Genomic DNA, 13,160 nt, shown 5'->3' on the forward strand with positions numbered 1-13,160 from the left:
ATTCTTGCAGATAAGTGATTTTTTTATTAAACATCCATTGAATAACTATGGGGAGGATCAATTATATTGCGGAAACGACAGAATGCTCAGGAAAGAAAGCCCGTTATTCTTGATGCCTTTTATGCTGCCATACGGGAAGAGGGCATAGAAAACGCATCGGTTGCCAAGGTTGCGGCACGGGCAGGTATTCATCCCAGCCTGGTGATTCATTATTTCGGAACCAAGGAAAAAATGCTCATGGAGCTTGTGGATCAGGTTCTGGAAACCTATGGTGCGCTCATCGGCAGTCTTCCCCGGGATGGTGCTCCGGGTGAGAGACTTCTGAGGATACTGGCAACCATATGGGGGCCATCCTGGTACGGTGCCGTGGCTCCTTCCGTTGTCTATTCCTTCCTTGCCATTGCCAGGAGAAATCAGGAGGTTGCCCGTCGTGTCGACCATCTTTATGGGAAGTACAGGCGCTTTCTGGAAAAAGAAGTTGCAGCCGCTGCCGCTGCGGGCGTGGTCTCGGTCAGGGATGTTCCGGCATCTGTTTCGGCCCTCTTGTCCCTTAGTGAGGGGTCTCATTATTTTCGTCACCACTTTGGAGGCAGTGAAGAGGCCCACAGGCAGGCCATGATGCGCGCCGCCCTGATCATTCTCGGAGCATCACCAGAAGTTATGGTTTTATACGAAGGAGGTTTTGGTAGTGGCGGAGTGGAGAGCTCTTAAGAATATTGATCCCCATTGTTTTGCCTGTGGTCAGGGGAATTCCCATGGACTGCATATGCGTTTTTTTTCCAACGGAGAACGGGTGAAATCCCGGCTGGTGATCCCCGACCACCTGAGGGGCTGGCATACGCTGGTTCATGGGGGGGTGTTGGCTACCATACTCGATGAAGCCATGAGCTGGGCAGCCATTCATCTTACCGGGCATTTTATTCTTACCCAGGAGATGACGGTGCGTTTTAAAAAGCCGGTTCACATTGGAGAAGAGATTCGGGTTCAAAGTTTTGTGAATGAACGTGTTTCTCCTAAGAAGGCTGGACTCAAGGCAGAAATCTGCAACATGTCCGGCGATGTCTGTGCGGAAAGTTCGGGTCTGTTTGCCCTTTTTACGACGGAAGATTTCATCCGGAAAGATCTGGTTCCGGCTCATATGCTGGAAGCCATGAATGAAAGTATGTGGAGGAGTGCATGAAGCCGCTTCTTTTTCTTGCCGGCCCCAGAGCCTATAAGCGTATTCGGGAGAAAGGTCTGGGGCCTGATGATGTACGCCTGGTTCTCGGAGCTTCCGGTGCCGCCAAATGGCTGGGCATCCATGGTTTGGATGTTGCCGTTTTTTCAGATTTTCTTACCGGATCGTCCCGACCGGTTCCATTTTTTGGAACCAGTATCGGAGCATGGAAGCTGGCAGCGGCAACCCGAAAAGATCCACGGGCAGCCTTTGATTTTCTGGCCCATGCCTATATGCATCAGTTTTATAAAAAACCTGTGCGCAGACGCCACGTAGACCAGGAAGCTCTGCGTATTGTCGATGCGTTTTTGCCTCCCGGAGCAGCCAGGGAGATCCTTTCCCATCCGAAGTTCCGGTTGCACCTCTCGGTCATTCGCTGCAATGGTGCCCTTGCTTCGGAAAATGCCATGGCACTGGCGTGGGGGCTGGGTATGGCGTTTACCGTGAATTGGAAGGGCCGGTCCCAGTATATCCGCCGTTTTGACCGGGTTATTTTTCATGACCCAAGGGAGGAAAGCCTGGTAAACGGTGCTTTTAATGGTGCTTCATCCGTTCCTTTGACTCCGGAAAATTTTCGTTCTGCCCTTCTTGCCACAGGGTCCATCCCTTTTCTGATGAGTGGTGTTCCAGAAATTCCAGGAGCCGGGGAAGGAACGTTCAGGGATGGTGGGCTTGTGGACTATCACCCCTTGCCTCCGGAGGAGCTTGAGGAGGGTATTGTTCTGTATCCTCATTTCTATCCGGAAGTCATACCGGGCTGGTTTGATAAAAGAATGCCACGTCGCCGGGCATCGGCAATGGATCTTGCCGATGTTCTCCTGCTGGCACCATCATCGGAATATGTGGAAAAACTTCCCTTTGGTCGGATTCCGGACAGAAGAGATTTCAAGGTTTTTGAGGGCAATGATGCCGCAAGGCTCTCCTTTTGGAAAAAGGCAGTGGCAGAGAGCCGGCGTCTCGGTGATGCCTTCCTTGAAGCTCTTGAAAATGGGCGTATCGAAGATTGTATACAGCCCATGGGCATGGATGCCTGAATCCGACAGCTGTGCTCCCGGAGTGTGCTGGAGCACCAGAGGAGGAAAAAAGCCGTAACCCGCATAGCCCTTAGGGCTGGCCAGACATCGTAAGGTTTTCAGGCAGTACCTTGCCGATAGGTGGCCTGCATGTTAGCCCGTCGGTATGTCCGTCCACTATGGTGAAAAGGGCAGAGGTCTCGGATGAAATGGTCGTACATTGGCGTTTGCCGGTTCCGTTTTTTTTAAGAGACATAATAAGGAGGCAGTATGATGCAGGTTCAGAGGGTTCTGATTGTTGGCAGCGGCACCATGGGCAGGAAAATCGCTTTCCTGTCCGCAGCAGCGGGTTTTGATACGCGTATCTATGATATTAGCGAAGGAGTTCTGTCCGATGCTCGCCAGGGTATGGAGCGCATTATTGCAAAAGCCGTTTCAAGGGGGCGTATAACATCTCAGGAAGAATCGCTCGTCCGTGGGCGGATCGCATATTTTACGGACAAGGTTCAGGCCGCTCAGGATGTGGATTTTCTCAGCGAATCCATTCCGGAAGATCCTGTTCTGAAAGGGCAAGTTTTTGGTGAGTTTGACAAGCTTTGTCCTGAACACGCTGTCTTTACAACGAATACTTCTTCTCTGATGCCCTCCATGTTTGCCGATGCTACAGGACGTCCGGATCGTTTCGCGGCCCTGCATTTTCATAATCCGGAGGTGGACCGAATTGTGGACATCATGCCTCACCCGGGAACCTCCGGGGAAACCATGGGCGCCATCCGGAGGTTTGTGGAGGCTATCCACATGATACCCATTGAAATGAAAAAGGAGAATCCGGGCTATGTATTTAATTCCATGTTTATGTCTTTGCTTGGTTCTGCTCTGACCCTTGCGGCGAGGGATGTGGCCAGTCCCGAAGATGTGGATCGCTCATGGATGGGCGTTATGCAGATGCCCATCGGACCTTTTGGCATGATGGATCAGGTTGGACTGGAAACGGTATGGAAAATTACAGACTACTGGGCTTCCGTGACCCGGGCTTCTCAGGCCAAAGCCAATGCGGCGTATCTTCGTCCTTTTGTGGATGAGGGCAGGCTTGGAGCAAAGACGGGTGAGGGGTTTTATTCCTATCCTTCTCCTGCCTGGAGCCGGCCAGATTTTCTGGAGGGTAGCCAATAGGCAGGTTTTCTTTGCTAATAAAACATATGTTCATTGGGCTTGGCTGGTTTCATAACGCTATCGTTTGCTGTTCCATCAGGCCTGATGAGCCCGGTTTGCTGTGATACCAAAGCCCTCCATGTGGAGGGCTTTAGCGTTCTTAGGGTATTGGAAGGTCGTTCACGGATTCACGGCACCGGCGGTTTGGGTGGAGAAACCGGCTTACATGGCATCCTTGAAGGTTTTTCTCATGCGGAATTCTGTCTGTTTGCCGTTATTCCACTGGTTTACCGGTCTGAGATAGCCCACAACTCTGGAATAGACCTCCGTGGGTCCCTGGCAGGTAGTGCAGGCTTTTTTCTCTCCCCGCATATAGCCGTGGGAAGGGCATACGCTGAAGGTGGGGGTCAGGGTGAAATAAGGAAGCTTGTAATTGTTCGTTATTTTCCGGACAAGGTTGCGTGTAACAAGAGGATCCCGGATTTCTTCTCCGAGGAAGGTGTGCAGAACGGTTCCTCCCGTGTACTTGGCCTGGAGGTCATCCTGATGATCAAGGACTTCAAAAAGGTCTTCGGAGAAATTGACCGGAAGATGGGTGGAGTTGGTATAGAAGGGATCGCCTCCTTCTTTGAAATCTTCTTCATTGGCGCAAAGAATTTCAGGATACATCTTTTTATCTTTTAAAGCGAGGGAATAGGAAGTGCCTTCTGCTGGCGTGGCTTCCAGATTGAAAATATCTCCGGTTTCATTCTGGAGTTCCTCAAGCCTCATGCGGATGTGGTCCATGATGGAAAGAGCAAAGTTCTTCCCTGTTTCTGTGGAAATATCCTCCCCGAGAAAATTGAGGCAGGCTTCGTTCATACCGTTGATGCCGATGGTGGAGAAGTGGTTTTTCCAGTAGACGCCGGTTCTTTCCTTGATGTGGCGGAGATAGAATTTGGAGTAGGGGTAGAGGCAGCCATCGGTGAAACGTTCCAGTACTTTGCGTTTGATATGAAGGGAGTCCCTTGCCAGCTCAATCGTGGTATCCAGAAGCTTTTTAAATTCCTCCTCCGTATCAGCCAGATAGGCGATGCGGGGCAGGTTGATGGTGACAACACCGATGGAACCCGTAAGGGGATTGGCGCCAAAAAGTCCGCCGCCTCTTTTGCGGAGTTCCCGGTTATCAAGGCGCAGGCGGCAGCACATGGACCGTGCATCATCTGGGTTCATATCGGAGTTAACAAAATTAGAGAAGTAGGGAATGCCGTATTTGCCTGTCATTTTCCATATGGCTGTCATACGGGGGTTTTCCCAGTCAAAGTCTTTGGTGATGTTGTAGGTGGGTATGGGGAAGGTGAAAACGCGCCCCCGTGCATCCCCTTCCATCATGACTTCTGCAAAGGCCTGATTGAGCAGGTCCATTTCAGCCTGAAAATCTCCGTAGCTTATATCCATATCCCTGCCACCGATAATCACAGGCACATCTTTCAGAATGGAAGGGACATTGAGATCCATGGTGATGTTGGTGAAAGGTGTCTGAAAACCTACCCTTGTGGGTATATTGATGTTGAATACAAATTCCTGGAGAGCCTGCTTGATATCGGCATAGTCGAGTTCGTCGTAACGGATAAAGGGGGCCAGGAGGGTATCAAAATTGGATACGGCCTGAGCACCGGCGGCTTCGCCCTGGAGGGTATAGAAAAAATTGACCAGTTGCCCTAAAGCTGTCCGGAAATGACGGGGAGGAGCACTTTCCACCTTGCCGGCAACTCCTTTGAAGCCCTGACGCAGCAGATCCTGCAGATCCCAGCCCACACAGTAAACGGAAAGGAGGCTCAGGTCATGGATGTGAATATCCCCCTGCTTGTGGGCTCTGCGTATTTCCGGGGGATAGATGCGGTTCAACCAGTATTCAGCCGTGATGTCGGAGGAAATGTAGTTGTTCAGCCCCTGAAGCGAGTAGCTCATGTTGCTGTTTTCCCGGATTTTCCAGTCCATCTGCTTCAGATAGTTGTCCACGAGGTCACCGTTGACCCGGGTGACGATGTTGCGTAGCTGGCTGCGCTGCTCCCTGTAAATAATATAGGCTTTGGCCGTCTGCAGGTAAGGAGAATCCAGCAGCACCCTTTCCACTATATCCTGAATGGATTCCACATCCGGAGAAGGGCCAAGGCGCATGTCCTTGATCAGTGTGAGCGCCCGGAGGGTAAGTTTGCGGGCCTCGCGCTCTCCGAATTCGGCCGTTGCTTTACCAGCCTTGGTAATGGCTGCTGTGATTTTGGAGGAGTCGAACTCAACAATGCGACCGTTGCGTTTTTTAATACTTTCGAGCATGGCATCTCTCTGGGAATAGGGGTTAGGCTGCGGTGATTGCAGGACAAGGTATCAGAGGCTTGTTTGATCAGCAGGCTCCCGTTTTGCGGGGAGGAAGAAGTCCTTTTCTTTGCCAAGATAGGGAAGAGACCACGGGAAGTCAAGTCTGTATATTGGTGTTTGGAATATTTTTTTCCTTTATGTTGTGGTGCGATTGGGATCTATGTGGTTTTTTTGAATAAAAAAAAGCTGGTACAGGCGGAAGGGAAAAAAATCTGACGGCCATGCCATGGCTGAAGAGATGGCTCACCCCATCTTGTTTTTTTACTGCGTGAGTCCCTTAATTCGTTCTGGGCGGATCCGTTGTATGAGCTCTTTGGTGTGGAGGGGATGGTGGGTTGGGAAAAAGGGTTTCTCCTGCTTGAAAAAGGTTTTGGAATGGTTCATGCTGACCATTTGCGGAGCTGCTGATTCCGGCCATGTTCAGGTTGCTTTTTTCGTGCATGGACTTGCATTCTGGTTCATGGGCGGCCGCGTAACAGGGGGAGCAGTTGAGGATCATATTCATGGAGGAGGCCTCATGGGATGGGAAAGAAAACCGGTACACCGGCAGCATATGATACCCTGGTATGATACGGGTTTTGTATGTCGGGTGGTCTTCTGGCTGCTGTTGCCGGTTCTGATTTTTGGTATGGTGGGGGTGCTGGAAGCACTGAAACGTGAAGCGTGGCCCCTTTATATAGGGATGCCTTTGTCCATGAGTATGATCAGTGGGTGGATCATGGTGCGGATGACCTTGAGGGTCTTCCGGCGGAAAATGTCAGGAGATGGCTGTCAGGGGAAATGAGGCATTCCATGAAGTGGTGGATGATCCGGGCTGTTGCTCCCCAGATAACCGCATCATCCAGAGGGTAGCGCAGTTCTGTCCAGTCGGGCTCCCGTCCTGCAAAACCCTTTTCTAAATGAATTTCCATGAGATGGGTTAATGAAATATCCAAAACTCTGCTGATTTCTGAAGGATCAGGGTGGATGGGGCCTGATCCATTCCACCAGCCGGCCAGGACTTCAATGCAGACATTGTTCAAGGTCATGAAGTGCCCCATGGAGCCGATGATTGTTACCTGATCAGCCGGTATGGCCAGTTCTTCTTTCAATTCGCGAAGGGCCGTGTGGGTTGGGCTTTGGTCTTCAGGATCCACATGCCCTCCGGGAAGAGCCACCTGACCTGCCCATGTGTAGCCGGGATGAGCCGCCTTCTGTATGGCCAGAAGGCGGTTCTCTTTTTCTCCGGGGGTGATGAGAAAGGAAACGGCTGCAGGCCGTGTCCGTTGAGCCGGTGGAGCGGGATGGGGCTGGTTCAGTACGATATCTCTGTAAAAATTGCCAAAAGAATTCATTGTCCATGTCTTCCGGTATGGATTATTTGCAGTATGCGCAGAAATGTTTCTGGAGGAATATGACCGGGCCTATTGAAAAGTCCCTGCCCTTCCGGGGATAGAAATATATTGGCGGGAATGCCATTTACTTTGAACTTGTCAGCGAGTGCCTGGTTTCGGTCCACATGAATGCTCACGGGTATAAAATGGGCGTTCAGGTATGCCCTGACGTCTTCATTGGCGAGGGTCTTTGTTTCCATGGTGCGGCACCAGGAGCATTGAGGGCTGTGGAAGTAAAGGTAGATGTGCTTATTCTCGGAAGCTGCTTTGGTTTTGGCGTCCTCATAGGATGTCCATGTAAGAGGTTCGGCAGCACTGGCCGCTGAGACTGAAAGAAGGAAAAGAAGGCAGATGCAGAGCGTGCGGACCGTAGGCATGAATGTCTCCTTGCAACATAGGGTTGGGTGAAGTCAGGGGATGAAAACCAGTTTTCCCATCTGATTGGTCATGAGCAAAATGCCCGTAGCTACCAGCAGAATACCGCCTGTTACGTTGGCAGCCTTGACAAAGGGCTTGGCCTTGCGGACGAATGCCATCAGTCTGGCGGCGGCAAAGGACAGAAGGAGAAAGGGCATGGCCAGCCCGGCAGCGTAGACGGACAGGAGCACAACTCCATGATAAATACTTTCTTTTGTACCTGCAATGACAAGAATAGAGCCGAGCAGGGGGCCGATGCAGGGACTCCAGCCGGCGGCAAAGGCCATGCCGATAAAAAAAGCGGCTAAGGCGTGCACGGGGCGGCTGCGCAGATGAATGCGTTTTTCGGTATGAAGAAGGGGTATTCGTATCAGGCCCATAAGGTGAAGACCGAAAATAAGAACGGCACTCCCACCGGTAAGGCGAAGCCAGGTGCCGTTCCCTGAAACCAGCTGCCCGAGAAAGCTGGCGGAAGCGCCGAGCGCAATAAAAACAACGGAAAAACCAGCGATAAAGCCCAGGGTGGAAACCTGTATTCTGCGCTGCGCTGCGTATGAAGGACCCTGGGAAAATTCTTCAATGGAAACACCGGAAATGAAGCTGAAATATGCCGGTATTAAGGGCAGGATGCAGGGGGAAAGAAAGGAAAGAAGTCCTGCGGTGAAGGCGGCGGCAAGGGATACGGGCTCCACAAAAGGCATGAAAACTCCATGGTTTGAAAAATGTTGACGGCTGTTATTCTTCTGAGAGGAAGAATCCCGGATGGATGTGTACATTTTCAGGGTTCCCCTTGAAAGAATCCGGGAGGGGCTACCGTATGGCTCCGTTGATGATAGTGTCCCGGTCAGGTACGCATGCAGCAGGATATCTGTCCTTGCACAGACATTGAGCACTGTCTGGTAAAAAGGTTACAGAAAAAGCATCACGGTGTTTCCGGTTCCCGGCTGGAAAGTTCCCGGGAACGGTCTCTTGCAGCGGTAATGGCCCGGGTCACAAGATCCGTAAAGCCCCCCTCTTCCAGTATGGCCAGGGCCGCAGCGGTGGTTCCGCCGGGAGAGGTAACCCGTTGTCGGAGCGTGGCTGTATCTGCCCCGCCGTTTTCCATAAGGGCTATGGCTCCTTTCAGGGTCTGCACGGTGAGTGTAAGGGCATCATCATTGGAGATTCCAAGGGTTGTTCCTGCCTGTATCATGGCTTCAGCGAGCAGGAAAAGATAGGCCGGCCCGGAACCGGAAAGGGCTGTGAGCGCATCCATGAGAGTTTCCGGGAGAACACAGACTTTGCCCATAGAACCTGCCATGGTCATGGCAAGTTCCATGTCCTCATCCCGGACTCCCGGACCACGGCTGAGACCGGACATGCCGCATCCCACAAGGGCGGGTGTGTTGGGCATGATGCGTATGGGTACAATGAGCTCTTTGGCATGGGCCGTGAGGGATGCTGTGAGATGGTGTTCTAGTGTGGGAAGTGGTATGCCTGCAGCAATGGATATAATCAGTTTTCTCGACCTGTTCTCCGTGTATCTCGGATCCTGGGTGAGTTCATGAATGACGGAGGGGAGCTGTTGAGGTTTGACAGCCAGAATTACAATGTCTGACTTATCAAAAACCTCTGCGTTGTCTGTGACAGAACGGATCTGAAATTTGCTGGCAACAAGATTGCGCTGGTGCTCCCCCGGATCGGCGGCAAGAATCTGATCTGCGGAGATACCTGAGTTATGGCGCAGGGCCTGGATCATGGCCTGGGCCATGTTACCTGCACCGATAAAACCGATGGTTTTTTGGGAAAGAATGGAGGGCACGGAAAAAGTCCTTTCGATGGGTAATGGCGTTGGAGTTCGGTTTCGTTTGACAATGTGGATGGGAAGACTGACAAAAAAAGGCGGTTTTTTTGACTTTTTTTGTCAGTTCCCGGTACGGCGATGTAAAATAGTTCCATTGTCTCATTTATTATCTGACTGCACCATGCACTTTCTGTCAATACCTGCCATGCATCGGGTACAGGGAAAGTCAGGGGAGTTTTCCGGATTCTTGACGGTTTCGGGGGGATGCCGTATGGTAATAGTCCCATGCGGTTATCTGAAAAAGAGTATCCCGTTTCCTCCCCTGAAGTTGTTGCAAGGGTAAAGACAGAAATCTTCCGGGAAGAATGTTTGTGCCGGAATACCGGAATCCTTCCCTGACAAAGACACAGACGATGAGGTAGAAAAATGTTTTTGCTGGGCAATTTTTTTATGGCTCTTGCCAGAATCACGGAAATGATACTGACCATTTATGTCTGGATTCTCATTGCCAGGGCACTGCTTTCCTGGGTGAACCCGGATCCTTACAATCCCATTGTACGCTTTTTGCATCAGGTAACAGATCCTGTGATGGACAGGGTCCGGAGATTGATTCCGCTGCAGTTTGGCGGAATTGATTTTTCTCCCATTATCATCATTCTCGGTATTGTTTTTCTTCAGCAGATGCTGGTGTCCTCACTGTATAACATGGCGAAAATGATGGGCGGATAACAAAGCAGGAGGGGAAGCCCGGAGCCTGCATGAACCTTTTTACGGAGCAGAAACAGAAATATGGCAAGAATTGATGCTTTTTTCAAACTCATGCACGATCAGGGTGCTTCGGATTTACATCTTGTGGCTGGTCAGCCCCCGGCCCTGCGTATCAATGGAGAGATGGAGCGGATAAAGTATAAGGTCCTTGAGAATGACGAGCTCCGCTCCATGCTGTATGAAATATGCCCGGAAGATAAGATCAAAGCTTTTGAAGAAGCCGGAGATGTGGATTTTGGTTATGAAATTCAAGGTCTTGCTCGTTACAGGGCGAACTTTTTTATGCAAAGGAATGGTGTGGGTTCGGTTTTCAGGGAAATTCCCACAACCATTCTGACTGCGGAACAGCTGGGCCTGCCAGCGGTGATTTCAAAACTGGCTCTGTTGCCCCGGGGGCTGGTGCTGGTGACAGGGCCCACAGGTTCCGGTAAGTCCACAACTCTTGCCGCTATTCTGGATGTGGCCAATCGTCACCGTAAAGACCATATTATCACGGTGGAAGATCCCATAGAATTTGTACACAAAAGCCAGAGTGCCCTGGTGAACCACAGAGAGGTGGGAACCCATACCAGGAGTTTTTCTGCCGCGCTGAGGGGAGCCCTGCGTGAAGACCCGGATGTCATTCTGGTGGGTGAAATGAGGGATCTCGAAACCATATCCCTTGCCATAGAAGCTGCGAGTACGGGACATCTGGTGTTGGCTACCCTGCATACAAACAGTGCGGCGAAAACCATTGACCGTATTATTGAAGTGTTTCCCGCCAACCAGCAGGCTCAGGTTCGTTCCACCCTGGCAGACAGCATAAGGGCAGTGATTTCCCAGACTCTTTTTAAAAGAGTGGATCAGAAAGGTCGCATTGCAGCCATGGAGATTCTCATAGCCAATCCGGCGGTGAGGAATTTGATCCGGGAAGGCAAGACCTATCAGATTGCTTCCATGGTTCAGACCGGTAAGAAATATGGCATGCAGCTTCTGGATGATGCCATCATGAACCTTTATACAAAGGGCTTGATTTCTGCCGATGACGCGTATGCCAAAGCCAATGAAAAAGCCCGTTTTGTCAATTTTCTCAAAAATCCACCTTTGGATTTTACAGAGGTGTGACGGGTAAAAGAGGTTGCCGGAAAGGGGTTCGCATCCATGAGAAAGCAGGAAATAGATCATATACTGACACAGATGCTGGATTATCGCCAGAATGTGTCGGATCTGAATTTTACCGCCGGTCGTCCACCTCAGGTGGAAAGTGATGGCAGGCTTATGGGAGTGCCCATGGAGCCGGCTCTGCCATCTCTGACGCCCTATCAGACGGAAGTGCTGGCACTGACCCTGATAGGTAGAAACCGTCGTATGGCGCGTCAGTTGGTCCAGGAAGGTTCCTGCGATCTTTCCTACGGCCTTCCGGGCAAGGCAAGATTCCGTGTGAACGTATTTTCCCAGTCCGGTGGCAATTATTCAACCGTACTGCGGAAACTGGAAGCCCGGATTCCAACCATTGACAGCCTTAGACTGCCGGAGGTTTTTCACAGGATAGCGGCTGAAAAAAACGGTTTGATTTTTGTTACCGGCGCCACGGGTTCCGGTAAGTCAACCAGTCTTGCCGCCATGCTCGATGCCATCAATAATACCCAGGAAGTGCATGTGGTTACCCTTGAGGATCCTGTTGAGTACCAGCACCCCCAGAAAAAATCTACCTTCAACCAGCGGGAATATGGTTTGGATTTTCCTGACTATATCACGGGGCTACGGGCAGCTTTGCGTCAGGCTCCCAAAGTGATTCTTGTGGGAGAGATGCGGGACCGTGAGTCTGTTGAAATTGGTCTCCGAGCCTCGGAAACGGGGCATCTTGTTCTGACGACTCTGCATACGGTGGATGCGGGAAAAACCATTAACCGTATTATTGGTATGTTTGAAAGTGAAGAAGAGCGGCAGATGAGGATTCGCCTTGCGGATTCGGTGAAGTGGATAGTGTGTCAGCGTCTTCTCCCTAAAGTTGGCGGGGGGCGCGTGGCTGCTTTCGAGATTCTTGGCACCAGTCTTCGGGTTAAAGACGTTATCATGAATGGTGAGTCCGAAGGTAAGACTTTTTATGAAATGATTCAGGCCGGTCGTCACCGCGGCATGTGTACGTTTGATGATTCCATCATTGAGTTGTACGAGAGGGGTCTGATTACGGAAACAACGGCACTGGCCTATGCCTCCAAGCGGGAGGTGGTTGCCCGGGGGATTGACAGGGTGAAAGCTGCCCGTGGAGAGAAAACAACGGACATCGACAACCTGGAAATTGACCGGGGGTATGGCCGGCGGGAGGGCTTCTGATGGTTGCCGAAGAAGGGGTGATAGTTGTGGTATGTGATGGGTGTGCAGCGTCATTTCGTATACCCGAAGACAAGATCCCGGCGGGAAAAACAGTGGGCCTCACCTGCCCGAAATGTGGTCATCGATCTTCTTTTACCGCATCGGCTGATGACGTGGAAACAAAGGCTTCCGCAGAAAGCGTAAGCAAGAGTTGTGAACATACAGAGCAGGGAAGTTCTTTTTTACCGGATCCGATGGCAGGTGAGATGGAGAGACCCTCCGCATCACTGGTATTTGCTGAGGAAGAGGGAGACCTGGCACTGGTTTGTGTGGAGGACCTCAATCTGCAGAAGCAGCTTCGGATGGCATTGGAACTCATGGAGTATCAGGTACTTGTGGCAGCTGCTCCCCATGAGGCGTTGAAGAATCTCCGTATGCATACATGTCGGCTGGTCCTTGTTCATGAGACCTTCGGAGGAGGGGATGAAACACGCAATCCCGTTCTTTTGTATCTGGAACGACTTTCTATGTCCATCCGCAGGGAGATGTTCGTGCTCATGCTGTCGGAAGGCCACAGTACTCTGGATTCTCTTGTGGCTTTTGTGAGGAGCGTGAATCTGGTCCTGAATGTACGGCACCTGCCGGAGATGGAGCGTCTTCTGGGGCAGGGTCTGGCCGATCACCAGCGTTTTTATGAGGTTTTTCTGGATGCCATGAAAGAGTATGGGCGGCGTTGAGATGTTTTTCTGATTATGAAGGGGTAAAGGCCACGGGTGGAAAGTCAC

At 51.2% G+C, this 13,160-nt stretch carries 14 protein-coding genes; 9 read left to right on the top strand and 5 right to left on the bottom strand.

Translation table 11 applies throughout. The annotated features are described in order from the left end of the window. Positions 1-66: 66 nt before the first annotated feature. From OOT00_RS00805 to OOT00_RS00820, 4 genes are all read left to right on the top strand, one after another. Positions 67-711, top strand: a complete 645-nt coding sequence (locus tag OOT00_RS00805; RefSeq protein ID WP_265423386.1) for a TetR/AcrR family transcriptional regulator — start codon at positions 67-69, stop codon at positions 709-711. Then, a complete protein-coding gene (locus tag OOT00_RS00810) occupies positions 689-1,180 on the top strand; it encodes a PaaI family thioesterase (RefSeq protein WP_265423387.1) in 492 nt (163 codons plus the stop codon). Before OOT00_RS00805 ends, OOT00_RS00810 begins: the two co-directional genes overlap by 23 nt. Next, complete coding sequence (locus OOT00_RS00815; RefSeq protein WP_265423388.1) at positions 1,177-2,250, top strand: patatin-like phospholipase family protein; 1,074 nt, start codon at positions 1,177-1,179, stop codon at positions 2,248-2,250. Before OOT00_RS00810 ends, OOT00_RS00815 begins: the two co-directional genes overlap by 4 nt. A gap of 249 nt (positions 2,251-2,499) precedes the next feature. Continuing rightward, positions 2,500-3,402, top strand: coding sequence for a 3-hydroxyacyl-CoA dehydrogenase (locus OOT00_RS00820; protein WP_265423389.1), 903 nt, complete (start codon positions 2,500-2,502; stop codon positions 3,400-3,402). 201 nt (positions 3,403-3,603) lie between these two features. Here OOT00_RS00820 and OOT00_RS00825 read toward each other — a convergent pair whose 3' ends face one another. Next, positions 3,604-5,697, bottom strand: coding sequence for a ribonucleoside triphosphate reductase (locus tag OOT00_RS00825; RefSeq protein WP_265423390.1), 2,094 nt, complete (start codon positions 5,695-5,697; stop codon positions 3,604-3,606). A 424-nt stretch (positions 5,698-6,121) separates the two neighbouring features. On the opposite strand from OOT00_RS00825, the gene OOT00_RS00830 reads away from it, so the two are divergent. Then, a complete protein-coding gene (locus tag OOT00_RS00830) occupies positions 6,122-6,523 on the top strand; it encodes a hypothetical protein (protein WP_265423391.1) in 402 nt (133 codons plus the stop codon). Here OOT00_RS00830 and OOT00_RS00835 read toward each other — a convergent pair. The 4 genes from OOT00_RS00835 to proC form a co-directional block, all read right to left on the bottom strand. Beyond that, positions 6,456-7,073: an NUDIX hydrolase gene (locus OOT00_RS00835; RefSeq protein WP_265423392.1), complete on the bottom strand. Its 618-nt coding sequence runs from the start codon at positions 7,071-7,073 to the stop codon at positions 6,456-6,458. The two genes, OOT00_RS00830 and OOT00_RS00835, sit on opposite strands and share 68 nt — an antisense overlap. Continuing rightward, the gene (locus OOT00_RS00840) at positions 7,070-7,489 is read right to left on the bottom strand and encodes a thioredoxin family protein (protein ID WP_265423393.1); all 420 of its coding nucleotides are present in this window, start codon (positions 7,487-7,489) and stop codon (positions 7,070-7,072) included. The genes OOT00_RS00835 and OOT00_RS00840 overlap by 4 nt, the downstream gene beginning before the upstream one ends. A gap of 33 nt (positions 7,490-7,522) precedes the next feature. Beyond that, positions 7,523-8,230 (bottom strand): cytochrome c biogenesis CcdA family protein, encoded by a 708-nt coding sequence (locus OOT00_RS00845; RefSeq protein ID WP_265423394.1) that lies wholly within the window; start codon positions 8,228-8,230, stop codon positions 7,523-7,525. Positions 8,231-8,451: 221 nt separating this feature from the next. Continuing rightward, positions 8,452-9,330: a pyrroline-5-carboxylate reductase gene (gene proC, locus OOT00_RS00850; RefSeq protein ID WP_265423395.1), complete on the bottom strand. Its 879-nt coding sequence runs from the start codon at positions 9,328-9,330 to the stop codon at positions 8,452-8,454. A 408-nt stretch (positions 9,331-9,738) separates the two neighbouring features. On the opposite strand from proC, the gene OOT00_RS00855 reads away from it, so the two are divergent. From OOT00_RS00855 to OOT00_RS00870, 4 genes are read left to right on the top strand one after another with little or no spacing between them, the layout of a single operon-like run. Further along, complete coding sequence (locus tag OOT00_RS00855; RefSeq protein ID WP_265423396.1) at positions 9,739-10,041, top strand: YggT family protein; 303 nt, start codon at positions 9,739-9,741, stop codon at positions 10,039-10,041. A gap of 60 nt (positions 10,042-10,101) precedes the next feature. Beyond that, positions 10,102-11,184, top strand: coding sequence for a type IV pilus twitching motility protein PilT (locus OOT00_RS00860; protein WP_265423397.1), 1,083 nt, complete (start codon positions 10,102-10,104; stop codon positions 11,182-11,184). A 36-nt stretch (positions 11,185-11,220) separates the two neighbouring features. After that, entirely contained in the window at positions 11,221-12,396 is a 1,176-nt protein-coding gene (locus OOT00_RS00865; RefSeq protein ID WP_265423398.1) for a type IV pilus twitching motility protein PilT, read from the top strand. Further along, positions 12,396-13,112 carry a zinc-ribbon domain-containing protein gene (locus OOT00_RS00870; RefSeq protein WP_265423399.1) on the top strand — a complete coding sequence of 239 codons (717 nt, stop codon included), beginning with the start codon at positions 12,396-12,398 and terminating at the stop codon, positions 13,110-13,112. Before OOT00_RS00865 ends, OOT00_RS00870 begins: the two co-directional genes overlap by 1 nt. Positions 13,113-13,160 lie beyond the last annotated feature (48 nt).

It is taken from the genome of Desulfobotulus pelophilus (assembly GCF_026155325.1).
Classification (GTDB): domain Bacteria; phylum Desulfobacterota; class Desulfobacteria; order Desulfobacterales; family ASO4-4; genus Desulfobotulus; species Desulfobotulus pelophilus.

Bases quoted from the DNA above. Each gene is read 5' to 3' on its own strand.
- OOT00_RS00815 (WP_265423388.1), top strand. From the start codon at position 1,177: ATGAAGCCGCTTCTTTTTCTTGCCGGCCCCAGAGCCTATAAGCGTATT.
- OOT00_RS00820 (WP_265423389.1), top strand. From the start codon at position 2,500: ATGATGCAGGTTCAGAGGGTTCTGATTGTTGGCAGCGGCACCATGGGC.
- OOT00_RS00825 (WP_265423390.1), bottom strand. From the start codon at position 5,697: ATGCTCGAAAGTATTAAAAAACGCAACGGTCGCATTGTTGAGTTCGAC.
- OOT00_RS00830 (WP_265423391.1), top strand. From the start codon at position 6,122: ATGCTGACCATTTGCGGAGCTGCTGATTCCGGCCATGTTCAGGTTGCT.
- OOT00_RS00835 (WP_265423392.1), bottom strand. From the start codon at position 7,073: ATGAATTCTTTTGGCAATTTTTACAGAGATATCGTACTGAACCAGCCC.
- OOT00_RS00840 (WP_265423393.1), bottom strand. From the start codon at position 7,489: ATGCCTACGGTCCGCACGCTCTGCATCTGCCTTCTTTTCCTTCTTTCA.
- OOT00_RS00845 (WP_265423394.1), bottom strand. From the start codon at position 8,230: ATGCCTTTTGTGGAGCCCGTATCCCTTGCCGCCGCCTTCACCGCAGGA.
- OOT00_RS00855 (WP_265423396.1), top strand. From the start codon at position 9,739: ATGTTTTTGCTGGGCAATTTTTTTATGGCTCTTGCCAGAATCACGGAA.
- OOT00_RS00860 (WP_265423397.1), top strand. From the start codon at position 10,102: ATGGCAAGAATTGATGCTTTTTTCAAACTCATGCACGATCAGGGTGCT.
- OOT00_RS00865 (WP_265423398.1), top strand. From the start codon at position 11,221: ATGAGAAAGCAGGAAATAGATCATATACTGACACAGATGCTGGATTAT.
- OOT00_RS00870 (WP_265423399.1), top strand. From the start codon at position 12,396: ATGGTTGCCGAAGAAGGGGTGATAGTTGTGGTATGTGATGGGTGTGCA.